Here is a 24,014-nt window from a genome sequence, read left to right as displayed (position 1 = left end):
AAAATGATTAGCTATAAAATAGCGAACGCAAAAAAATAAAATGAATAAAAATTATTACGCAATATTAATGGCAGGCGGAATCGGTTCGCGATTTTGGCCTGTGAGTACGAGAGAATTCCCGAAGCAGTTTCATGATATGTTAGGCTCTGGAGAAACGTTAATTCAGAAAACATTTAGTCGATTATCACAAATCATTCCGAAAGAGAATATTTTGATTCTGACACACGAAAGTTACAATGATTTGATTTTGGAACAATTGCCAATGGTTAAACAAGAGCAAATTGTTTTGGAACCAGCTATGAGAAATACAGCTCCTTGTATTTTGTATGCCTCATTAAAAATTAAAAAATTGAATCCAAATGCGGTGATGGTTGTTGCTCCAAGTGACCATTGGATTGAAGATGAAATGCAGTTTGTGGCCAATTTGCAACGCTCTTTTGATTTATGCGAAAGAGAAGAATCTTTAATGACTCTAGGAATTTTGCCGACAGCTCCCAATACGGGTTATGGCTATATTGAATTTGACAAATTAGACAGTCGTTCGATAAAAAAAGTAGTTCAGTTCCGAGAAAAACCTGATTCCAAAACGGCCCAAAAATTTATTCAAAGCAGAAATTATTTGTGGAATGCTGGAATTTTCATTTGGAGTGTACGGTCTATTTTAAAAGCTTTTGAAGAATTTCAACCAGAGATGTTTGCGCTATTCATGGAAGGATATGAATCTTATAATTCAGATAAAGAAAGTGCTTTTATCCAAGACAATTATCCAAAAGGTGAAAATATTTCCATTGATTATGCCATAATGGAAAATGCCAAAAATGTGTATGTGCTTCCTGCAACTTTTGATTGGAATGATCTTGGAACTTGGGGTTCATTACATGAAAAATTACCAAAGGACGACAATAATAATGCAGTGGTAAATGCAACTGTATTGTTGCAAAATGCATCGAATAATATTATTAGAACCGCTTTAGGAAAACAAGTAATTGTCGATGGTTTGGATGATTATATTATAGTGGACAAAGATTCAGTCTTATTGATTTACCCTAAAAGTAAAGAACAAGAAATAAAAGGTATTGTTTCTCAGTTGAAATGAAATCCTAGTTAATATTTTTATTACTATTAATTTAAAAAAGTGACTTCTTAAGAATTTTGAGCAACCTCAATTTTCGGAAAGGGATCATTTTTTTATTTTATAAAAAACTTAAATTCATTATGCCTAAAAACAATAATCAATTTCTAATTTATCTCGCTTTCGCGGCTATCTTTATTATTTGGGGAAGTACTTATTTCTTTATTTTTTTAGGACTTGAAACGATTCCTCCATTTATGTTGATGGGAATGCGATTTGTAATAGCGGGTTTACTTTTATTGATTTTGATAAAAGCACAAGGAAATTTAAAAAAGCCAAGTAAGGAAGCAATAGTCAAAAATTCAATTTACGGAACTCTTTTGCTTGTTGGCGGAACAGGATCTGTGATGTGGGCAGAGCAATTTGTTCCTTCTGGAATTGCTTCAATAGTAGTTTGTAGTTTACCTTTTTGGTTCTTGATTTTAGATTATCCAAAATGGAAAGAAAACTTTTCAAATATCAGCTCACTTTTAGGATTGGTTATTGGTTTTGCGGGGGTAATAATCCTTTTTGATGTTAATGAATCTGTCTTTTCAGATCATTTTGTTTTGGGAGTAATAGTTATTATAGCCGGAGGAATATCTTGGGCCTTGGGCTCTTTGTTTTCCAGATACTATCCAACTGATTTGCCTACATTGATGAATGTCGCTTTGCAGATGATAAGTGCAGGATTGTTTTGTTTGATAGTGTCTTATTTTACAAAAGAAACCGAAGATTTTGCTTTTGCGAATATATCATTAACTTCTTGGTTGAGTTTGGGGTATCTTATCGTTTTTGGAATACTAGCTTTTGTCGCCTATGTATGGCTAATAACGAAGCGTTCATTGATACAAGTTGGGACCTACGTATATGTAAATCCTGTTATAGCCGTTTTTTTAGGTTGGTTATTTGCTAAAGAAACTATAAGTTCAAAACAAATACTTGCCTTGACAGTGATCCTAATTGGTGTGGTTTTAATCAACTGGGTTGGCTATCGAAAGACTTTATTTGAAAAAAATAAAGCCTAATTTATCCTTTTAGATATGCTTCTCTTACTTTTTTGAATAAGTTGGATGAATAAACAAATTCAACTATTGCTTCATTTTCGGTAAGGAAAATTTCTTCTTTGTTTCCCTGCCAAGCTTTTACGCCGTTTTTAAGAAACAAAATATTATCGCCAATTTCCATCACAGAGTTCATATCATGAGTGTTTACAACAGTAGTGATATTGTATTCTTCTGTGATTTCTTTGATAAGGTTATCAATCAAAATTGCTGTATTTGGGTCTAATCCTGAATTGGGTTCGTCACAAAATAAATACTTCGGATTATTCACGATAGCACGAGCAATAGCAACCCTTTTTTGCATTCCTCCAGAAATTTCAGAAGGCAATTTTTTGTGGGCGCCAATTAAATTTACTCTTTTTAAAACGAAATCAACACGTTCTTGAATTTTAGAATTACTATCTTTAGTGAACATTTTCAGAGGAAAGCCCACGTTTTCGGCAACAGTCATACTGTCAAATAAAGCACTTCCTTGAAAAAGCATACCTATTTCAGTCCTGATTTCTCTTTTTTCATCAGCGTTTAAATCGGAGTAAATACGGCCATCAAAAGAAATGGTTCCTACTTCTGGTGTATGGATTCCTAATAATGATTTTAATAAAACTGTTTTTCCAGATCCACTTTGTCCGATGATCAAATTGGTTTTTCCCGCTTCAAAAACACTTGAAACCCCTTTTAGAATTTTGACACCGGCAAATGATTTTTCTATGTTTTTTATTTCTATCATTTTGTTAAGAGTAATTGGGTAATAATATAATTTAGCAAGATGATGGTAACCGAAGTCCATACAAAAGATACAGTACTGGCTTTTCCAACCTCAAGTGCACCACCTTTCATATAATAACCATGAAAAGATGGAATAGTGGCTAATAACATACCAAAAATAAAAGTTTTGGTAAATGCGTATACTATGTGGAAAGGAATAAAATCTCTCTGAATCCCTTCGATAAAATCAATACTGGCGCCAAAACCACCATAAACGGTTGCTATATAACCACCTGCTATACCTAAAAACATTCCAATACCTATTAGGAAAGGATATAAAAGCAAGGCTATAATTTTAGGGAAAACCAAATAATTAAGAGAGTTCACTCCCATAACTTCTAGCGCATCGATTTGTTCAGTAACACGCATAGATCCTATACTGGATGTTATAAAAGAACCCATTTTTCCCGCCATAATGATAGACATGAAAGTTGGGGCAAATTCTAAAATTACAGACTGACGTGTGGCATATCCGATAAGGTATTTTGGGATAAAAGAATTAGTTAGATTCAAAGCCGTTTGCATAGAAACAACTCCACCGACGAAGAAAGAAATGAAAGCTACAATTCCCAATGAATCAATAACTAAATCATCGACTTCTTTGAAAATTAAACCTTTCATAACTGACCATTTCGTTGGTTTGTTGAAGATTTCTTTCCACATTAAAAAATATTTCCCGATTTGGGATAAATAGCGAATGAGCATCATAATTATATAGAATATAGGCTAAATTACAAACTTGTTGTGAGTTATAAGTTATGCGTTATGAGTTTTTCCTTAGAAAAGTTTTTGTTTCATTTTCTGCAAACGATAATTTCGGATGAAACGAGCTTGTTCTTTGGTAACCAATAAAGGAGTTTTTACTTTTTTGGCTTTCCAAAAACCTTGGATATAATCGAAAAACAGCAGTGGTTTTTTCTTCATCATTGCCAATTTTACCGATGCAATTGCTGTAATCCAGAAACCGTATCCAAGAGTATAAAAAGCTTCCCCTTGCTTGTAACGTGCTGTTTTATTATAATTAGCACCCGTTGGTTTGAGGTGTTTTACATGTAAAGTTGAATCTGTGACTACTTTCCAATTGTAGTATTTGCAAAGCAATTCATCAACAGTGTCCCAGCCCATTGCGGGTTTTAAGCCTCCAATTTGTTGGAAGGTTTCTTTTCGATACGCTTTTAATGCGCCTCGAATATGATCTTTATCGGTAAGATTTTCTAAAATCCAATCGCCATTTTTTTCGATATAACAAAATCCGCCTGCCATTCCGATTGTTGAGTCGGATTGAAAATGTTTAATTACGGTTTCAAAATAATTAGAAGGAAAAATTAAATCGGCATCAATTTTTACAATTAAATCGTAATCTTCGTCCAAAGTTTCAAATCCTTTCTGAAAAGCTTGAATAACCTTGCTTCCAGGTAAATGTATTGTTTCGGAAGTTTTGTTTACCAAAGTAATAAACGGATTGTCTTTGGCGAAAGTCAAAACAATTTCGGCTGTTTTATCAGTAGAATTATCGTTGACAACCACTACTTTTTTTGGCAAAACAGTTTGTGATACTAATGATTGCAAAGTCAAAGCCATAAAAGCTTCTTCGTTGTAGGCAGGTATTACGATGTAATAGTTCATTTGAAATATTTTTGAATGATGATTAACGATTCTTGATTTTGGATTTTATATAAATCGTTAATCTGCAATCTTAATTCTTTATTTTCTCTGCGTAAACAATATAATATCTTGGAGTGAAAAATCGCAACAATGGGCGAAATCCAATTTTTTTAACAGGATGGGTAAATTTTTCTCTGTCGATGATTTTCCAGCCTGTTTTTTCTAATAACCAGTCCAATTGCCAGTCTTCAAATTCGTGGTAATGTCTATCCCACATATCTGTTTTGCTGCGATAGGCCGATGAAAACCAAAGGCGTAAAGGAATTGATATTAGTAATTTATCTGATTTTATTTCGCTTAAAATAGTGTACGGATTAAGTAAATGCTCAAAAATTTCAAAAGCGGTTACCACATCTTGTTTGTCTTCCGAAAAAACACTTTGATTCATGTCCAAATCTTCACCAGTTGTATTTTTTACTGAGTAACCTTCGGCTTTCATAATTTTAGAAAAAGGATTGTCAACACCCAAGTCTAGTATGGTTTGAGATGTATTGATATGTTTTTTTAAAAATTCTAAAGTATGTTTGAATCTTTTATTGGGAAACGTTTTTTCGTACATGTTTTTAATTTTTAACTATCGCTTTTGCTTTAGAGTTTGCAAATATAAAGATTCTGTTTCTTATACGGTTTGTAATTTCAAATTTGTCCAATAATATCTATTGATATTGAGATTTCAATTTGGTTTTGTTTCCCAAAAAAAAGCCCACTGCACAAAAGAGTGAAGTGGGCTTCGAATAAATAAGCGTACAGCTTAGTTTAATATCGATAGACAAAGGCGTTGATATTCATTCCTGCTCCCACAGAAGCAAAAATGAGTACATCTCCTTTATGGATTTCTTGGTCTTCGATTTGTCCTCTAATCAAAAGATCAAAAAGCGTAGGAACGGTTGCAACACTGCTGTTTCCAAGTTCGTGTATACTCATTGGCATAATGTCTTTTGGAGGAGTTTGCCCGTATAATTTGTAAAAACGGTGAATGATGGCTTCGTCCATTTTTTCGTTGGCTTGGTGAATAAGGATTTTTTTAACATCATTAATTCCTAAACCACTTTGATCCAAACAGCTTTTCATGGCTGCAGGAACTTGGCTTAAAGCAAATTCATAAATTTTACGACCATACATTTTGATGTATTTTGTGTCGGGATCTAAATCTGGGTTGTATGATTTTCCAAAGAAAAGAAAATTAGCTTCTTCTGCAGCATAAGTAGCGCTTTCATAAGATAACATTCCAGTTTCGTCGTCTGAGGCTTCAATAACTGAGGCACCAGCTCCATCTGAATAGATCATGGAATCTCTATCGTGGGCATCTACCACACGAGACAATGTTTCTCCACCGATGACAAGACATTTTTTTGCCATACCTGATTTTATGAATGCGTTGGCCTGTAACACACCTTCAATCCAACCTGGACATCCAAAAAGAATATCGTAAGCGACACATTTTGGGTTCTTTATTTGTAATTGATGTTTGACTCTTGTGGCCAAACTTGGGATGATATCCGATTGGGATGTACCAAATTTCACATCACCAAAGTTGTGTGCAAAAATGATATAGTCAAGTGTCTCAGGATCTATTCCAGCATTCTCTATTGCTCTTTGTGAAGCAAAAAACGCTAAGTCTGAGGCGGTATAGTGATCTTCGGCATACCTTCTTTTTTCAATACCAGTAATGCCTTTGAATTTATTAATTACGACTTCGTTTGGATAAGCAAAAGGAGAACCATCTTCGTTTAAAAAAACATGTTCACTAAAATCAGTGTTGCTAATCTTTTTCTCAGGAATATAGCTTCCTATACCAGTTATTTTTATTTTCATTTTGATATTTTCCAGAATAAATTTTGGCTAAATTAATTATAATAAATGTATAAAGGGCAAATTATTTACTATGCACGCATATAATTACAGAATATTAAATATATGGCAAAATTATTGAATATTTTTTATTGAAAATTATTAAAAGGTGCATTTTATTCTTGGAATCACTATAAATAACAAAGCGGACGTTTTTTGTTAAAAAATCAATTCTTTATTTTAAAAGGATAAATGTCATTTGATTTCAAATAAAAAAAATCAGCTATAAAAGGCTGATTTTTGTTTAGAATTATGAGGGCTTTTTGGGGGATATTTTATGAAAATAAATGGGCAGTACACCCGATAGGCGGATTTACAATTAAGCTTGAAAAGCTTAATAAATGGTCTGCTATTCTAATAACTTGCTATTGTGGTTTGAATTACAAATCAGTGTTGTCGGGTTTGTTTTTGTCATAATCCCATCCACCGTAACTTTTTGTCCATCGCTCTGTTTTAAACCTATACCAAAAGTGCAATAACAAGGCTAAAATAAATACAACTATCAAAATAATCCAAAACAAAGAACTGTTCCAAAAGAAATAAATAAAACTTCCTAACACGATATACTTAAGAACTCTCAACCACATTGGCTGGGCATTCTTTGAGAAGGCAACCTCGTATTCTCGTTCTAAGATTTTAGAAAGTTTCAAGTTTGATATTTTTAAATCTACTATCGGGTTATCTTATTTTTTTAAATTTAAACGGAATAAAAAATTATTTTATTGTAGTTATTACTATTACACCACTAGATCCTTGTGATCCGTAGTAAGATGCCTCAGCGCCTTTTAAAACCCTAATTGATTTTACATTATTAGGAATAAGATAATCGATATTTGAGACTATCATCCCGTCAACAACAAATAATGGCTCAGATGCATAGTTTATTGAACTAACCCCTTGAATGGTTATTTTGTGATCTCTTGAAACGATCACTCCTGCTACTCTGCCTCTTATCATGTCATAGATAGTGTTGTAATTACTCTTGTCACTTTGGGTACTTTTACTTTGAGATTTGGCAACATATTTGTCCTCTGACTTTGAATATGCAATTGAAACATCAGTTCCTTTTTCTATTTTTTTTGATTGATCAGCTTCTAAAAATACAAAACTCATCTTGGTTTCATTGTTGTATTTAGAGGATAATAATCCGTATTCATGAGAGTAAACATTAATTGTGCTCACCTTTGCAGGAATTGAAACTTCAAAATCTCCATTCTTGTCTGTTGTTACTTTGGAGTATATGGAATCTAGATATATTTTAGCTTTTGCAACAGGTTTATTGTTAAAATCGACAACCTTCCCGGTTATTTTATTTTGACCATACCCAAAAAACACAAATGACAAACAAATAGTAAGTAATATTTTTGAAATTTTCATAATGAGATTATTTGATTAGGGATTAGGGAGTTAAGTTATTTAATTTTTTTGAATAATCATTAATGTATTAAAAGTTTATCAATTTCTGATAACGAACTGACGAAGTAAATCATTCCAAATACAAAACCATTTTTCCATTAAGCCAATTGTCCAGATCCGTTGTAGCTGTTAGTGGCTGTTTTTTTTAATGTTGCATACAATCGCAATCTGTGTCATTGTAATATCCTGCTTTTCTTTTTTCTGTTATTATTTTTTTGAATATTATTGTGTCAGTAATTATTTCCTTTTCCCAACCAATGTTTGGATTCGAATTTTTTTGAATAAATATTACAAGAATTTCATTTTTTATTGAATTAATTGATATTGATTTGCAGTTGTCATCTTCTCCCGAAGTTCCAATTTGCAATGATTTGTCAAGTAATCTAAATGAATATAACATTCGATCAGTTCCAGTTTGAATTATTGGTATTCTAAAATCATAATAGAAATCTTTACTATCATCAGTATAAATATTTTTGGAAGTACAAGCTGTATCAATTTTCACTAAGCTTTTATCAAATAATTTTAATTCAAACTTGTTTGGCAAGTATAATACTAGTTCATAATTTTTTATATTTTTACCCATATAAGATTTAGGATAAAAAGTTATTAATAATATGCTTAATGAAATGAGATTTAGGAAACAAATTAATTTTGAATATGACTTTGGTAACTTGGCTTTTGATACTAAATTATACAAAAAAAGTTGAAAGAATGTTGCAAAAATATATGTAAGACTAAAACCAATTAGAAGCATTTTTTTTTCATAACTTTCATTTGGACCGAAAACGGCAATATTTACATTTTTAACTATTTCTAATTGATATAAAACAAAAAGAATTGAATAAAATATTAGGTTTGGTATAATTGTTTTGACACCAATCCTTGTTTCATTTTTTCCTTTTAAAAACAAGAAAGAGATTAAATTAGAAATAAGAAAAAATAGAACTATTAAAAGTGCTACTGAAATTATTTCATCAAAAGATTGGTTTAAATACATTAAATTTTAGTTGTATTTTTTTACGTTTTTTTTTGGTAAAACAGCCACTAACGTTCTGGCACTACAGCGGTTTTGGGATTAAATTAAGTCCTATTTTCGGATTAGCCAAATCATCCCAAATACAAAACCATCTTTCCATTAAGCTCAATGTCCAAATCCGTTGTAGCTGTTAGTGGCTGGCTCTTTTTTTAGTTAAGGATTATAGACTATTTCATTATCGTTTCAAGATGCTTTTCAAAACCTCCTTTAAAAATTTTTTCAACCCAATTCTTAAAGTCAGTTGTGTTTTCAACTAAGTAAGTTTTTTCAGTTGTTGTACCTTCATTTTTCACGATTTTTATAATCTCTCCATTTTTTATTCTTTGATTTATTTCGTAGAGGTCAAATGCGCAAAATTTATAATAACTTAAAGTATCGTATTCCCAAGATTCGTTTAAGTATTTTATTTCCTCTTTGTTATTATAGAAATTATATCCCATTTTATAAATTTTAGATTTTATTTTAAAAAGATGTTAAGTTGAAATATGATTGCAATAACTAGATTTCATAAAAACACTTCTGATATGTAATTTCGTTATTTTTACTAATTTGGTTGCGAGGTTGCCATTAACATCCTGGTAGTTAGTGTGTTTTAGACTAAATTAAGCCTTGTCTTCGGATTTGCCAAATCATCCCAAGTACAAAACCATCTTTCCATTAAGCCAAATGCCCAAATTGCTTGTAGCGTGTGTTAGTGGCAGTTATTTTACGTATTTATTTTTCGCTTACTATTTCCTCATTTTTTACTAAATTTTCAACATCCACTCTATAGTAATCTGTTTTTCCATTATCTAATGAGTAGAATTTAACTTGCAGTTTCGCGTATAAATCAATTGTAAATATCATTTTCATTCTTGCTTTTCCTGCTGGTAACTTTGGTAAACCTTTTATAATAACACCACCAGCTAAACCATTTATTCCTTTATTTGGCATTTGCTTATTTTGATTTGCAAATTCTTTATCTCCGTAATATATTATGCTTTTACAAGTAACTTGGTCGTTTTCTGATGTTATTAATTCTCTTGTAATTGTAACAGGAAGTAAAGTTCCTTTTTTTACACCAACCAAATATTGGTTATCTTTAACTTCAGCACCAATTGAGCAAAGCAATCTTCTTTTTTCATAAAGATTTAATTTTACAGCTTCCTTTTGAATACTAATATTTTCTGGCGCAATTTTAAAAGCTTCTTGGACTATTTCAGGTCTATTTGTTGCTTTTGCTTCGTATATAATGTCGTTTGCAAGATATTCTCGTGAATTTAGTCCGTTGAATTCATCAATTTCAAATTTTGTTAATTTTATTACTGTATTTACTATTTGAAGGTCTTTCTTTAAATTGTCAAATTCTGTTCTAAATGCTTGAACAGTTTCATCTTCATTTTTGATTAAAAGTATATTCTCATTATTTTTGCTTTCTGCAAAATAAGTCCAATTATAAGAACCATTAATTAATACTTTTCCATCTATTACACAGAACTTATTATGCATTGGATTATCGGAATCTGAAAAAAATAATTCTCCCCCTAAATCAATGAATTTTTGAAAATCTAAACCATTTTCTCTATTGTTTATAAAATCATTATGGACAATTAAAGAAATAGAAATACCTGATTCTTTCTTTTCACAAAGTTTTTCAAAAAGTTCGTGATTTGTGAACCAGTAAATTGCTACAATGATTTCCTTTTCTGCTAGATTTAACTCTGATAAGATTTCTTTTCGGATGTTTTGGAAGTAAGTTTTTATCATTTATTGAATTCTGAGTTTTCTTATAATTGCCACTAACTTGTATATATATGTGACTCCATCACACATATCCACCCAAAATCGGGTGTATAAGTGTGATAAAATACACACTTATTATTCTTCTCAAATATATAAAATAAAGAACGCAAATCATCAAAAGGATTTTTGCTGCTATTCTATTTTATGAATTTGTTTAAACAGATTGAGTTGTGTTTGTAATGTTTCAATTTGTTTTTCGTTTTCGACAAGTTGGGTTTTCAGTTCTTTTTCGGCTTTGGTTTCGTAGGGTATTCCCAGTCTTTCGCCCAGCTCCATAAGGAAGTTATGCTCTACCGCCAGCGAAATGCGCCATAATATGGCAAACTGAAAAGAGGACTGCTTGAAATAGCCATTCAAAGTAGTGGGTAGAACCCCTAAAAAGTCTGATACCTTTTTCTTCCGAATCTTATTTTCCTGAAAGTGCCAATTGATGAAATTGCCCAGTGACGGTGCATCATTGTCCCGCTTTTGTAGAAATTTCTTTTTGAGTTCTATCATGACTTTGTTAATTGTTAGTAGTAGTAAATATACTATTTTTTGTATTAAATAGTGTTAAAGGCTAATACTATTTGTATTAAAGGCTAACTCTATTAGCCTTTATACATAACTAAATTGGTAAAAATTGCCAGTACTATTTGCAATAATTACTAATAGTATTAGTGATTAATACTAATTATACAGGTAATAAAGGCTAGTAAAGTTAGCCTTAAATACTACTTTACTTAGTGATAAAGGCATAGTAACTTAGCCTTTATCACCAAGTAAATTATTTTTCCTTTAAAGAAACATCAAAAAAGGTGAAGCTTTTTGGTTGCTCAACAGCTACCAGCTACACCCAATATTGTCATCCCGTCTCGTCTTTTTGGATGAGAGAGGAACTCCTTTGAGATGTCCACAAAGTAATCACATACAGTGCGGAGCTACTTGCGAAGATCCCTCCTCCGTCGGGATGACAAGATTGAGGATGTTGATTGCGGAGATTTGCTTCGTCTGTTCGCTATCGCTAGAGTCTCCACCGTTGGGATGACAAGTTTGAGGGTATAAGGGATGCAGAAAGGTATAGGGATGTGAAAAAAAATCAAGGGTAGGAAAGGAAAGTATAGCTGAAAGCAATTGATGAAGCATAAAAAAAAACGCTTCCTGTTAGCAGGAAGCGTTTTGTAATAGTAAGATCTGAAGAATTATTAGTTAGGATTGACAGCAGGAATACCAGAGCCTCCCTGACCTGCGAAGCGTTGTTTTAATTGTGATACAATTGTATCAGTACCGCCTACGCCGGCATCGGCGGCGGAGCCAAAAAGTTTATACAGCGTAAGTGCCGATGTATAGGCTTCGCTACCCACCAATAATTGGGTGTCCTCCATTTTTTCGAGTAGTTGTTTGGTTACCATAATAATTTCATCGAGTTGTGTAAAAAGCAACATGTCATTTTGCATACTTGCTACAGATACATAAGATGGTATTAATGTAGGGTTGTTTACTCCTGCATTAATGGCATCTTCTGTAAAAGCTTTATTGCTAACATTTATCGATGGGAGAGCAATACGCTCTTCGGTAGTAAGTCCCACCAGAAACGGAAGGTTTGTAGTAATGGTTTGCAAGGCAGTTTTTACTGCTGTTATTTGTGCAGCTGTAGCGGTTGTGTTGATTCGGTTGTTGGTTAAATTAGCCATAGATGATAGTTTAAAAGGTTATTGCTAATATAGGAATTTTAGTAAATTACAATATAAAAAAGTAAAGTTTTTTCTTATTTTACTGTTTTAAAAATATGCTAGGGATAGTATTTACACATAATATTGTCATCCCGATACTTCCTGCGTCAGCACAGGTTCCAAAGGAATCTCCGCAAGTAGCTCTGTACAGTATCGTGTTTACTTTGTGGAATATCGTGCGGAGATCCCTCGTTCCTCGGGATGACAAGATTGGGGTTTGTAGGGATCTGAAAACCTCAATGGCATTTACCGGGGATGAGAATATTGGGTGCAGTCGGAGTGGAGACGGGGTGAGAAAAATGTACAAAACGGCAATAGAATGTGCAGTGGCTTTTTTGGAAAACGTCTTTTGAAAAACTAAACGTCTAAACTAGCCCTGATGGAAGCGGCATCTTTTTTTTATTTTACCCTGTCAGGGTTTTAAACCCTGACAGGGTAAAATAAAAAAAAATACAGCGGACAGCAGGAGTGATGTTGATGAGGAACGAATAATTTCTGCTCCTTATTTTCATTAGGGTTATAAAATGAAAAACCCTTTCAGTTGTGATACTGAAAGGGTTTTGTATAATATGTAATCTGCAATCTAGCTCTCCATGTAAGCCTCGATAGGCGCACAGCTACACACTAGGTTTCTGTCTCCGTAAGCGTCATCGGCTCTACGAACGGTAGGCCAGAATTTGTTTTCGGCGATGTAATCCAGTGGGAAAGCAGCTTGCTCTCTGCTGTATGGGAAATCCCAAGTTTCGGCAGTAAGCATGGCCAATGTATGAGGAGAATTTTTCAATACGTTGTTGCTGTCTTCGATGGTTGCTGCTTCGATTTCTTTACGAATTGCAATCATAGCGTCACAAAAACGATCTAATTCTTCTAGGTTTTCACTTTCGGTTGGCTCGATCATCAAGGTTCCTGCCACTGGGAAAGAAACGGTTGGTGCGTGGAAACCATAATCCATTAAACGTTTTGCGATATCGGTAACTTCGATTCCTTTTTGTTTGAAAGGGCGACATTCCAAAATCATTTCGTGAGCTGCACGACCCATTTCACCAGAGTATAAAGTGTCGTAGTGACCGTTTAATTTTTCTTTGATGTAATTGGCGTTCAAGATAGCGTGCTCTGTAGCTTCTTTTAATCCATCGGCACCTAACATTGTGATGTAACCGTAAGAGATTAAACATACCAATGCAGATCCCCAAGGTGCTGCAGAAATACCTGTAATGGCATTGCTTCCGCCTGTTGGAATAACTGGGTTTGATGGCAAGAAAGGAACTAAGTGCTCGGCAACGCAAATTGGTCCAACACCTGGTCCACCACCACCGTGAGGGATAGCGAATGTTTTGTGAAGGTTCAAGTGACAAACGTCAGCTCCAATAGTTGCTGGGTTGGTCAAACCAACTTGTGCATTCATATTGGCACCGTCCATATAAACCTGTCCGCCGTTTTCGTGGATTAGTTTTGTGATTTCGATAATAGCGCTTTCAAAAACCCCGTGAGTTGATGGATAAGTAACCATCAAACAAGAAAGGTCATCTTTGTGCTCAATTGCTTTTTGACGTAAATCTTCAACGTCTATATTTCCGTTTTCCAATGTTTTGGTTACGATTACTTTCATACCCGCCATAGCTGCAGATGCTGGATTGGTTCCGTGAGCCGATGATGGAATTAAAGCGATGTTTCTGTGGTGATCACCACGAGATTGGTGGTACGCGCGAATTACCATTAATCCTGCATATTCTCCTTGTGCTCCTGAGTTAGGTTGCAAAGTTGTTCCTGCAAAACCGGTAATTACGTTTAATTGTTGTTCCAATTTAGACAACATTTCTTGGTATCCTTGTGCTTGATCTAGCGGTGCAAAAGGGTGAATGTTGTTCCAAAGTGCATTGCTTAATGGTAACATCTCTGAAGCTGCATTCAGTTTCATTGTACAAGATCCTAGAGAAATCATTGAGTGATTCAATGATAAATCTTTACGCTCCAACATTTTGATGTAACGCATCATTGCTGATTCTGAGTGGAATTGGTTGAAAACATCGTGTTGTAAGAAAGATGATGTTCTGTTTAAATCCTCTGGAAAATGATTTGCTTCTGATAAATTTTCGATTGTTGTTGCTTGCTTGCCATTTGCGGAAGCGAAAATTCCAGCAATTTTATTGATATCGGCAATACTAGTAGTTTCATTCAAAGAGATAGAAACGGTATTGTTGTCGATGTAGTAAAAGTTTATCTCGTTTTGTTCTGCAATAGTGCGAACTTTTTGAGCGTCTGCTTTGATAACGATAGTATCGAAGAAAGCAGTATTGGTTTGTTGTAAACCTAGTTTTTCCAATTCGTTTGACAAAGTTGCAGCCAAAGCGTGTACTTTATCAGCGATATATTGCAAACCTTTTGGTCCGTGATATACAGCGTACATTCCTGCCATTACAGAAAGTAATACTTGTGCAGTACAGATATTTGAAGTCGCTTTGTCACGTTTGATGTGTTGCTCACGAGTTTGCAAAGCCATACGCAAAGCACGGTTTCCGTTAGTATCAACAGTTACCCCGATGATTCTTCCCGGCATAGATCTTTTGTACTCGTCTTTGGTAGCAAAATAAGCAGCGTGTGGTCCACCATAACCCAACGGAATTCCGAAACGTTGTGTTGTTCCAACTACTACTGCAGCTCCCATTTCTCCTGGAGGAGTCAGTTTTGTTAAACTCAAAATATCGGCAGCAACAGCAACTTTTATTTCGTTTGCTGCAGCTTTTGCAATAAATGAAGTATAGTCGTTTACTTGACCATATTTTCCAGGATATTGAAGGATTGCTCCGAAAAAGTCTGATGAGAAATCAAAAATTTCGTGGTTTCCAACAACCAATTCTATTCCGATTGGAGTAGAACGAGTTTCTAAAACCGATAAAGTTTGAGGTAATATTTCTTCGGAAACGAAGAATTTATTGACATTGTTTTTCTTTTGATCGCGTGTTCTTACGTCAAATAATAATGCCATTGCTTCGGCAGCTGCAGTCGCTTCATCCAATAAAGAAGCATTTGCGATTTCCATTCCGGTAAGTTCAACTACCATAGTTTGGAAATTTAAAATAGCTTCCAAACGACCTTGTGCAATTTCAGCTTGGTAAGGAGTATAGGCAGTGTACCATCCTGGGTTTTCAAAAATATTTCTTTGAATAACCGCGGGAACAATAGCTTGGTTGTATCCTAAACCTATGTACGATTGAAACATTTTGTTTTTGCTTCCCAACTGGGTGATATGATTGGCATATTCATATTCAGTCATAGCAGGGTCTAATGCAAGAGGCGCTTTTAGACGAATATCATCCGGAAGTGTTTCATAAACAAGTCGCTCTATAGAGTCAACTCCTATGGTTTTCAACATGTGTTGTAAATCTGTTTCTCTCGGGCCAATGTGTCTTAAAGCAAAAGAATCTGTTTTCATGTGTAGTTAATATTTGTTTTTTATTTGAACATGGTATCGCCATTCTGTTTTAATTATTCTACAGTATGAATCATGGCGATTTCATATATGTGTAGCTACTATTTGTTTTTTTTAAGTCTAAAGGAAAAGCCTGATTGTTTAAATATTCATTTATATTTGAATTTCAGTCCAATCAAGACTATTTAGTGTAGAAATAAAAGCGTTGTGTTTTTTGTGGTGCAAAAATAAATATTAATCTCTTAATAAAGCCCTTTTTTAACTTGATTTTATAGGGATTTTTCAACTAATGGACTGATTTATTAACAATTGATTAAATTTGTTTGATGAAGATTTTAAAAAGTATTCTTAAATTTTATATAAACAGCAGTATACATGTTGCTTTGTCCTGTTTTTCATTGGTACAAATGACTAATTTTATGTTCAATATTCCAGAGGATAAGCCGGTAGCAAATTTTGCTTTCTTTGGAACTATTGTGGGATATAATTTTGTTAAGTACGATAGTTTTGCTCGAACCCATAAAATAAAAATGCGGGCTAGTTTGAAGCTCATTGTTTTGTTCAGTGTTCTTTCTTTTATAGCGGTTGGTTTTTACTTTTTTCAATTGCAGCGTATAACTCAAATTGTTTCAGTAGGGGTTTTATCCTTGACTTTATTGTACACATTGCCATTTTTTCCAAATCGCAAAAACGCCAGAAATTGGGCTGGCATCAAAATTTATATTGTGTCTTTGTGTTGGGTTGGAGTAACTTTAGTATTGCCAATCCTGGATGCTGGAATTGCGATAACTTCGGATTTCTATCTAAAAAGTGTTCAGCGATTTATATTGTTTTTTGTACTGATTCTTATTTTTGAAATTATTGATTTGGCCAATGATGATCCTCATTTGAAAACCGTTCCTCAGCAAATAGGAGTGAAGCGAACTAAAAACCTGGGATATGTTTTATTGATGATTTTTTGTGTTTTGGAATTGTTCAACAGTAATTTCAAATACAATATTGTGCATTTGGTATTAGTGATTATTATCGCCACTATTACAACTTTGTTTTTGGCTTTCGCTAATGAAAAACGGTCCAAATATTATACTTCGTTTTGGGCAGAATGTATTCCGATTTTTTGGTGGATTTGTGTTTTGTGTTTTTGGTAGATGTAATAATTGATTCATAGTTTTCTAAAAATAAAAAACCGAAGCATTTCTACTTCGGTTTCTAAATTTCTTTGTAAATAAAATAACTGTTATTTTAGTTTTTTGACCTGTTTATTGTTTATTAATGCTTTCATCTGAGTTATGGCAATCGTATTCAATTGCATTAAACGTTCAGATTGTGATTGCCCTTGATAAATAAAAACCGAATTTAAACTTTCTAAATTAGACAAAACTACTAATTGTTCAATGGTTGCCATATCTCGAATATTTCCTTCAACATTTGGATTTTCATCTTTCCATTGTTTTGCAGTAATTCCAAATAAGGATACATTTAGCAAATCGGCTTCATTGGCATAAATGAAATTTATTTTGTTTTTATCAAGAGATTCAGGAATTAGATTTGTTTTTATGGCATCTGTATGAATGTGATAATTTACTTTTGCTAACGTTCGTTGAAAATTCCATTCTAATTTTAATCGATCGTTCTCATCTTCTTTTAAACGTTGAAATTCTTTTACTAAGTAAATTTTAAATTCAGGACTTATCCACATGCCAAATTCAAAAGCAATATCTGGATGGGCAAATGTTCCACCATATCTTCCTGTTGTTGCTCGAATTCCTATAGCATTTGTTTTTTCAACCCAATCTTTGACACTTAATTTATAACTGTTTAAACCCGCTTGACTTTTAATTATGGCAAATTCGCCATAATTAAAATTTGGATTATAGATGCTTTCCCAAATCCCCAAGTACTCAATAGTATTTCTATTTCTTAACCAGTCTGAAATAAAAAAATCTCCATCTTTTGCTTTAATCATATCGGTAAGAGATATGAAATCAGAATTTCCTTTTTGGATTATATTGATTTCTTTTCCAAGTACGTTTAGGATTTTACTTTTTGCCATCTGTTTCGTTTTCAAATAATGCATAAAGTTAGAAAAACAATTCTTATATGTAAGAATTTAAAGTCAATATTTTAAATTAATCCCGCTCTTTTCAACAAAGCATCTGGTTTTGGTTCTTGTCCTCTGAAACGTTTGTATAAAATCATAGGGTGTTCTGTTCCTCCTTTTGAAAGTACATTTTCTTTGAATTTTTCTGCTACTTCCGTATTAAATATTCCTTCTTCTAAGAAATAATCAAATGCGTCAGCGTCAAGAACTTCGGCCCATTTGTAGCTGTAATATCCAGATGAATAACCTCCTTGAAATATGTGTGAAAATGCAGTACTCATCGCATTTTCTGCTACATCAGGATACAATTGAGTGGAAGCAAATTGTTTGGTTTCAAAAGTTTTGATGTCTGTGATATTTGTAGGATCTTGTCCGTGCCAAGCCATATCCAACAATCCAAAACTCAATTGACGCATCGTAGCCAACCCTTCTTGAAAACTTGCACTCTCTTTAATTTTTTGAACATATTCTTGCGGTATAACTTTGCCAGTTTCGTAATGGTGTGCAAACAAAGCCAAAGCCTCTGGTTCGTAGCACCAATTTTCCATAATCTGACTTGGTAATTCCACAAAGTCCCAATAAACTGATGTTCCCGAAAGATTTGGGTATGTAGTATTTGCTAACATTCCGTGCAATCCGTGACCAAATTCGTGAAATAAGGTAGTCACTTCATTAAATGTTAAAAGCGACGGTTTGGTTTCAGTAGGTTTTGTAAAGTTGCAAACATTCGAAATATGGGGTCTTTCGTTTATGCCGTCTTTAATGTATTGTGATTTGAAAGAAGTCATCCAAGCACCATTTCGTTTGCCTTTTCTCGGAAAGAAATCGGCGTAGAAAACAGCAACTAATTCTTTGTTTTTATCTGTTACTTCATAGGTGGTTACTTCTTCGTGGTATTTATCGATATCAAAAACCTCGGTAAAAGTAAGTCCATATAATTTTTCGGCAATAGTGAAAGCACCATTCAATACTTTCTCCAATTGGAAGTACGGTTTCAATTTCTCATCATCCAAATTGAATAATTGTTGCTTCAGTTTTTCTGAATAATAAGCGCCGTCCCATTTTTCAAGTTGTTCTATGCCATCCAATTCTTTGGCGAAAGCCGATAATTGGTCAAACTCTTTTTGTGCAGCCGGTTTTGCTTTGGCTAATAAATCATTTGAAAAGGATAATACTCTTTCTGGACTTTCGGCCATGCGTTCTTCAAGTACAAAATGAGCATGAGTTTTATAACCCAAAAGATTGGCTCTTTCGAAACGCAGTTTGGTAATTTTCAAAACAATCTCTTGATTGTCAAATTCGTTATTTTGAAAACATCTGGCACCAAAAGCAATCGCCATTTTTTTACGCAATTCACGGTTGTCAGCATAAGTCACAAACGGAATGTAACTTGGATGGTCCAAGGTAAAAATCCAGCCTTCTTTTTCCTGGGCTTTCGCCAATGAACGAGCAGCTTCAATAGTTCCTTCCGGTAAACCTGCCAAATCCTTTTCATCTATAAGATGCAATTCGAAAGCATTGGTTTCAGCCAAAACATTCTCGCCAAATTGCAAGCTTAATTTTGATAATTCTTTATCGATTTCTCGTAACTGATTTTTCTTGTCTTCAGGTAAATTAGCTCCATTTCTGGAAAAGCTTTTGTATTGTTTATCCAAAAGGGTTGTTTGCTCCGGATTCAAGTTCAATGAATCCATTTGCTCATATACCATTTTTACTTTAGCAAACAGACCAACATTCAAACGAACATCATTTCCAAATTCAGATAATAAAGGCGAAACTTCTTGAGCAATTTTTTGCATTTCGTCACTCGTTTCTGCCGAATTTAAATTGAAAAAGATACTTGAAATTCGATCCAAAGTATCTCCGCTAAATGATAAAGCCTCAATTGTGTTTTGAAAAGTAGGATTTTCTGTATTGTCAACTATTGCGTCAATTTCGGCTTTGGCCAAATCAATAGCTTCCTGAAAAGCAGGAAGATAATCTTCATTTTTTATTTTAGAAAATGGCGCCGTGTCTAGCTTGGTGTCAAATTTTTGAAGTAGTATATTCATAATTCTATATTCTATTTTATTGCAAACAAGTGGTTGTTATAGTTTTACATTTTTATCCTTTAAAAACAAAAAAGAGGAAAAATGTGTTAAATTTTTCAAGTGATGTGTATTTTATCGATTATTTGCGTACTTTTGTCGAGTAATTAGTTAGCGCATGAACTAATTCAGTCGAGAATTATAAGCTCTTTTTGGCCCAAATCAAAAAAAATTATATTAAATACCACACACATTATTGATAAAACTAAATTCCCCCAAGTTTAGATTTTACAATATCAAAAAAAGCTCCTTTTATTAGGAGCTTTTTTTATTTATTCAAATTTTCAGAAGATTTATAAACGGCTTCTTTCAGTCCTTCTTTATAGGTGATGATTTTATCTAAAATATTTTTGTCGGCACTTCCTATGATTTGTGCAGCAAGAATTCCGGCATTTTTTGCTCCGTTCAAAGCAACAGTGGCAACAGGAACACCTCCAGGCATTTGTAAAATTGATAGAACACTGTCCCAACCATCAATAGAGTTGCTAGATTTTACAGGAACTCCAATCACAGGTAATGGGGACATCGAAGCTACCATTCCAGGTAAATGCGCCGCACCACCAGCACCAGCAATAATCACCGAAATACCACGTGTATGTGCATTTTTACTAAAATCAAATAATTTTTCAGGGGTTCTGTGTGCCGATACAATATCGACTTCTACAGCTATATCAAATCCTTTTAAAATGTCTATGGCATCTTGCATTACAGGCATGTCCGAAATGCTTCCCATTATTATGGCTACTTTGCTCATTTGTTTTTATATTGATTTTTGAATTAAATTATAATTCAATATTTATAATTATTTTTTAACTAATCACTCTTATCGTATTCTTCACATCCTCGGCAATCCTTCTTGCTTCATTGATGTCTTCATTGACAATTGTAACATGTCCCATTTTTCTGAAAGGACGAGTTTGTTTTTTACCGTAAATGTGTGGGGTAACACCATTCCAACCTAAAATTTTCTCTATATTTTCGTAAACGACATCTCCAGAGAAACCTTCTGCACCTGATAAATTGACCATAATTCCAGCCACTTTACTTTCTGTATTTCCCAACGGCAAATCAAGAATTGCTCGCAAATGGTTTTCAAATTGTGATGTATAACTGGCTTCGATCGAATAATGACCAGAATTGTGTGGGCGAGGAGCCACTTCGTTTACCAAGATTTCATCGTCTTCGGTTTGGAACATTTCAACTGCCAAAAGACCAACGTGATTAAATTGTTGCGAAACATTCAAGGCAATTGCTCTTGCTTTTTCGGCTACTTTATCGTCAATTCGGGCTGGACAAATTACATATTCCACTTGATTGGCTTCAGGATGAAATTCCATTTCTACCACCGGATATGTTTTTATTTCCCCCTGTGGATTGCGGCAAACAATAACGGCCAATTCATTTTTGAAAGGAACCATTGTTTCTGCAATACATTCCACATTCGGTAAATTTTCTAAATCGGTTGTTTGTCTGATGACTTTTACACCGTTTCCGTCATATCCAAATTCGGTACATTTCCAAACAAAAGGAAGTTGGATATTAGAATCCACTAAATCAACCACCAAATCTTTTAAAGTTGCATAACGTTTAAAAGGAGCTGTTGGAATATTATTCTCTATATAAAAGGCTTTCTGAATGCCTTTGTTTTGTATCAGTTTCAGTGTTTTTGGAGAAGGATATACTTTTAAGCCTTCATTTTCCAATTTTTCCAAAGCATCTAGATTTACCAATTCAATTTCAAAAGTCAAGACATCTACTTGCTTTCCAAAATTGTAAACCGTTTCAAAATCCATCAAATCACCTTGAAAAAAATGATTGCATGCAATTTTGCATGGTGCTTCGTCACTAGGATCGAGTACATATGTTTGTATGTCAAATTTTCGGGTGTCAAACAACAGCATTTTGCCTAATTGTCCGCCACCGAGTATGCCTAATTTGAAATGGGATGAAAAATAGTTCATTGTGATTGGTATTTACTTTGTCTGTTTGGCATTTGCCTTGAGTATGCAAAGATACTTTTTCCTAATCGAATAGGAAAATGCTATTTTATTTTCTTCAAAACTTCTTTGGCGACAGCCTTATAAGCTGCGGTATGATTTGGAAAATCTTTGGTAATTATAATTTTCAATTCGGGATGTATCCAATCATAATGTTGTCCTAAAATATATAAGGTACGCATCGAATAGGCTTTTGAAGCTACTTTGGTGTCGTTAATCAACCAATCAAAACTATTTTCTATTATTTCATCCAAATGTTTCTCTGAAAGCTGAACTTCTTTTTTTTTATAATAGGAAACCACTAAAAGTTGGCAAATTTTTGCTGCTGGCCGTATGGCGCTTTCGTCTTTTAGGTTTTTAATTTTGGGACAAAAAAAATCCAAATGCTGTTCTAACCATTCTAATTTTTGGTAACACACGAATTCCAGAATCCAAAAGGCTTTGGAGGCATTTTTGTTTGAAGTCTGAAAACACAACTGAATCAACTCAGGGAAAAGCTCTCGATTATCCAGAACTTCATTGGCATATTTTTGTCTGTTGGCTCGATGTCCAGTTACATAATCTAAGTTTTTTTGGAATTCGGTAACCATCATTGGTGTTTTTGGTTTAAAAGTACAAATCAATTGACAATTGTCAAAAGTGAAATCCCTATCTTTGCCAAATATTTTAAAATATAAAACTGTGATACAACTACACGATAAACAATTTGTTCCGTTTATTTCAGCCAAAGAGATAAACTTTGCTATTGAAAAAATGGTAGCGCAAATAGAAGATGATTTTTTTGATGAAACACCAATTTTTATTGGAGTATTGAATGGTTCTTTTATGGTAGTTTCCGATTTTTTAAAATTATACAAGAAACCATGTGAAGTGTCTTTTATCAAATTAGCTTCTTACGAAGGAACTTCCTCTACCGAATCGGTTAAGCAATTAATAGGCATAAACCAAGATTTAACGGGGAGAACAGTAATTGTTATTGAAGATATTGTTGATACAGGAAACACTTTGGAAGAATTAAAAAAACTGTTCAAAAGTCAAAATGTAAAACATTTTAAGATTGCAACGCTTTTCTTTAAACCGGATGCTTTCAAAAAAGACCTGAAAATTGACTATGTGGGTATTCGTATTCCCAACAAATTCATCGTTGGTTTTGGTTTGGATTACGATGGTTTGGGTAGAAATTTACCTGAAGTATATCAATTAAAGGAATAACAAAATAGTAAAAATCATATATAAAAAAGGAATGATCAATATAGTTTTATTTGGAAAGCCAGGAGCAGGAAAAGGAACTCAGGCAGAATTTTTAAAAGAAAAATACAAATTAACACACATTTCAACTGGAGATGTTTTTCGTTACAACTTGAAAAACGACACTCCATTAGGTAAAGAAGCAAGAGTGTATATGGATGCCGGGGATTTGGTTCCAGACGAGTTGACTACCAAAATGCTTATTGATGAGGTAAACAAACACCCAGATACTAACGGGATTTTATTTGATGGGTATCCAAGAACAATTTCTCAAGCCGAAGCATTAGACGCATTTTTGCCGACAATTGGTTCATCTGTTGCCGCTACAATTGCTCTTGAAGCAGACGATAATATTCTAGTGGCAAGATTATTGGAAAGAGGAAAAACAAGTGGAAGAGTTGACGATCAGGACGAAGATAAAATCAGAAATCGTTACCAAGAATACAACGAAAAAACTGCTCCATTAATGGGGTATTATAAAGCACAAAATAAGTTTCACGCTGTAAATGGAATAGGATCTATTCAGGAAATTACAGAGAGATTAACAGCGGTTATCGATAATTTGTAGAAGCAATTTCCAGCTGTACGTTTCAAGTCCGCGTCCCGTTGTTTATTTTTCTAAAGCGCCCCATAAGCTTCTTTCAGTCGCTTTTGTGTCACTCATAAAAATTAAACAACGGGACTGTGGGCTTTTCACTTCCATCTGGGCTATTAAAATAAGATTACGCAACAACAAGATTCTAAGA

23 protein-coding genes are annotated in these 24,014 nt (G+C 33.7%); 5 read left to right on the top strand and 18 right to left on the bottom strand.

Features of this window, described 5'->3' with window-relative positions; all coding sequences use genetic code 11:
- Nucleotides 1-40 precede the first annotated feature (40 nt).
- On the top strand, nt 41-1,096 hold the full coding sequence (locus AC1DY0_RS08705; RefSeq protein WP_477188216.1) for a mannose-1-phosphate guanylyltransferase: 1,056 nt from the start codon (nt 41-43) through the stop codon (nt 1,094-1,096).
- A 119-nt stretch (nt 1,097-1,215) separates the two neighbouring features.
- Nucleotides 1,216-2,139 carry an EamA family transporter gene (locus AC1DY0_RS08700; protein ID WP_477188215.1) on the top strand — a complete coding sequence of 308 codons (924 nt, stop codon included), beginning with the start codon at nt 1,216-1,218 and terminating at the stop codon, nt 2,137-2,139.
- 1 nt (nt 2,140) lies between these two features.
- On the opposite strand, the gene AC1DY0_RS08695 is transcribed toward AC1DY0_RS08700, so the two are convergent.
- The 13 genes from AC1DY0_RS08695 to gcvP all read right to left on the bottom strand — a co-directional run bounded on the left by AC1DY0_RS08695 (nt 2,141) and on the right by gcvP (nt 15,838).
- A complete protein-coding gene (locus AC1DY0_RS08695; RefSeq protein WP_477188214.1) occupies nt 2,141-2,902 on the bottom strand; it encodes an ABC transporter ATP-binding protein in 762 nt (253 codons plus the stop codon).
- Nucleotides 2,899-3,648, bottom strand: coding sequence for an MlaE family ABC transporter permease (locus tag AC1DY0_RS08690; protein WP_477188213.1), 750 nt, complete (start codon nt 3,646-3,648; stop codon nt 2,899-2,901). The genes AC1DY0_RS08695 and AC1DY0_RS08690 overlap by 4 nt, the downstream gene beginning before the upstream one ends.
- A 69-nt stretch (nt 3,649-3,717) precedes the next feature.
- Complete coding sequence (locus tag AC1DY0_RS08685) at nt 3,718-4,566, bottom strand: glycosyltransferase family 2 protein (RefSeq protein ID WP_477188212.1); 849 nt, start codon at nt 4,564-4,566, stop codon at nt 3,718-3,720.
- A gap of 70 nt (nt 4,567-4,636) precedes the next feature.
- Nucleotides 4,637-5,164 (bottom strand): methyltransferase domain-containing protein, encoded by a 528-nt coding sequence (locus AC1DY0_RS08680; RefSeq protein ID WP_477188211.1) that lies wholly within the window; start codon nt 5,162-5,164, stop codon nt 4,637-4,639.
- 197 nt (nt 5,165-5,361) lie between these two features.
- The gene (locus tag AC1DY0_RS08675; RefSeq protein WP_477188210.1) at nt 5,362-6,420 is read right to left on the bottom strand and encodes a 3-oxoacyl-ACP synthase III family protein; all 1,059 of its coding nucleotides are present in this window, start codon (nt 6,418-6,420) and stop codon (nt 5,362-5,364) included.
- A gap of 416 nt (nt 6,421-6,836) precedes the next feature.
- Nucleotides 6,837-7,106: a hypothetical protein gene (locus AC1DY0_RS08670; RefSeq protein ID WP_477188209.1), complete on the bottom strand. Its 270-nt coding sequence runs from the start codon at nt 7,104-7,106 to the stop codon at nt 6,837-6,839.
- Between the two features lie 64 nt (nt 7,107-7,170).
- Nucleotides 7,171-7,833 (bottom strand): TonB-dependent receptor plug domain-containing protein, encoded by a 663-nt coding sequence (locus AC1DY0_RS08665; RefSeq protein ID WP_477188208.1) that lies wholly within the window; start codon nt 7,831-7,833, stop codon nt 7,171-7,173.
- Nucleotides 7,834-8,017: 184 nt separating this feature from the next.
- On the bottom strand, nt 8,018-8,872 hold the full coding sequence (locus AC1DY0_RS08660; protein WP_477188207.1) for a hypothetical protein: 855 nt from the start codon (nt 8,870-8,872) through the stop codon (nt 8,018-8,020).
- A 206-nt stretch (nt 8,873-9,078) separates the two neighbouring features.
- Nucleotides 9,079-9,351 (bottom strand): hypothetical protein, encoded by a 273-nt coding sequence (locus tag AC1DY0_RS08655; RefSeq protein WP_477188206.1) that lies wholly within the window; start codon nt 9,349-9,351, stop codon nt 9,079-9,081.
- Between the two features lie 274 nt (nt 9,352-9,625).
- Nucleotides 9,626-10,657: a phospholipase D-like domain-containing protein gene (locus AC1DY0_RS08650; protein ID WP_477188205.1), complete on the bottom strand. Its 1,032-nt coding sequence runs from the start codon at nt 10,655-10,657 to the stop codon at nt 9,626-9,628.
- A gap of 168 nt (nt 10,658-10,825) precedes the next feature.
- Nucleotides 10,826-11,191, bottom strand: a complete 366-nt coding sequence (locus AC1DY0_RS08645) for a transcriptional regulator (protein WP_477188204.1) — start codon at nt 11,189-11,191, stop codon at nt 10,826-10,828.
- 686 nt (nt 11,192-11,877) lie between these two features.
- Nucleotides 11,878-12,366 (bottom strand): hypothetical protein, encoded by a 489-nt coding sequence (locus AC1DY0_RS08640; RefSeq protein WP_477188203.1) that lies wholly within the window; start codon nt 12,364-12,366, stop codon nt 11,878-11,880.
- Nucleotides 12,367-12,988: 622 nt separating this feature from the next.
- Nucleotides 12,989-15,838 carry an aminomethyl-transferring glycine dehydrogenase gene (gcvP, locus tag AC1DY0_RS08635; RefSeq protein ID WP_477188202.1) on the bottom strand — a complete coding sequence of 950 codons (2,850 nt, stop codon included), beginning with the start codon at nt 15,836-15,838 and terminating at the stop codon, nt 12,989-12,991.
- A 323-nt stretch (nt 15,839-16,161) separates the two neighbouring features.
- On the opposite strand from gcvP, the gene AC1DY0_RS08630 reads away from it, so the two are divergent.
- Nucleotides 16,162-16,983, top strand: a complete 822-nt coding sequence (locus AC1DY0_RS08630; protein WP_477188201.1) for a UbiA prenyltransferase family protein — start codon at nt 16,162-16,164, stop codon at nt 16,981-16,983.
- 89 nt (nt 16,984-17,072) lie between these two features.
- Here AC1DY0_RS08630 and AC1DY0_RS08625 read toward each other — a convergent pair whose 3' ends face one another.
- The 5 genes from AC1DY0_RS08625 to AC1DY0_RS08605 form a co-directional block, all read right to left on the bottom strand.
- Nucleotides 17,073-17,888 (bottom strand): KilA-N domain-containing protein, encoded by an 816-nt coding sequence (locus AC1DY0_RS08625; RefSeq protein ID WP_477188200.1) that lies wholly within the window; start codon nt 17,886-17,888, stop codon nt 17,073-17,075.
- Nucleotides 17,889-17,959: 71 nt separating this feature from the next.
- Entirely contained in the window at nt 17,960-19,987 is a 2,028-nt protein-coding gene (locus AC1DY0_RS08620) for a M3 family metallopeptidase (protein ID WP_477188199.1), read from the bottom strand.
- Nucleotides 19,988-20,291: 304 nt separating this feature from the next.
- Nucleotides 20,292-20,777, bottom strand: a complete 486-nt coding sequence (purE, locus tag AC1DY0_RS08615) for a 5-(carboxyamino)imidazole ribonucleotide mutase (protein ID WP_477188198.1) — start codon at nt 20,775-20,777, stop codon at nt 20,292-20,294.
- 55 nt (nt 20,778-20,832) lie between these two features.
- Nucleotides 20,833-21,984: a 5-(carboxyamino)imidazole ribonucleotide synthase gene (locus tag AC1DY0_RS08610; protein WP_477188197.1), complete on the bottom strand. Its 1,152-nt coding sequence runs from the start codon at nt 21,982-21,984 to the stop codon at nt 20,833-20,835.
- 80 nt (nt 21,985-22,064) lie between these two features.
- Nucleotides 22,065-22,613, bottom strand: a complete 549-nt coding sequence (locus AC1DY0_RS08605) for a hypothetical protein (RefSeq protein ID WP_477188196.1) — start codon at nt 22,611-22,613, stop codon at nt 22,065-22,067.
- 88 nt (nt 22,614-22,701) lie between these two features.
- On the opposite strand from AC1DY0_RS08605, the gene hpt reads away from it, so the two are divergent.
- Together hpt and AC1DY0_RS08595 are read left to right on the top strand one after the other, a co-directional pair.
- Nucleotides 22,702-23,232 carry a hypoxanthine phosphoribosyltransferase gene (hpt, locus tag AC1DY0_RS08600; protein ID WP_477188195.1) on the top strand — a complete coding sequence of 177 codons (531 nt, stop codon included), beginning with the start codon at nt 22,702-22,704 and terminating at the stop codon, nt 23,230-23,232.
- Between the two features lie 31 nt (nt 23,233-23,263).
- Entirely contained in the window at nt 23,264-23,836 is a 573-nt protein-coding gene (locus tag AC1DY0_RS08595; RefSeq protein WP_477188194.1) for an adenylate kinase, read from the top strand.
- Nucleotides 23,837-24,014 lie beyond the last annotated feature (178 nt).

The organism is Flavobacterium sp. P1_E4 (assembly GCF_056405915.1).
Note: the sequence above shows the minus strand (reverse complement) of the source record. Positions and strands in the feature narration are given on the sequence as shown.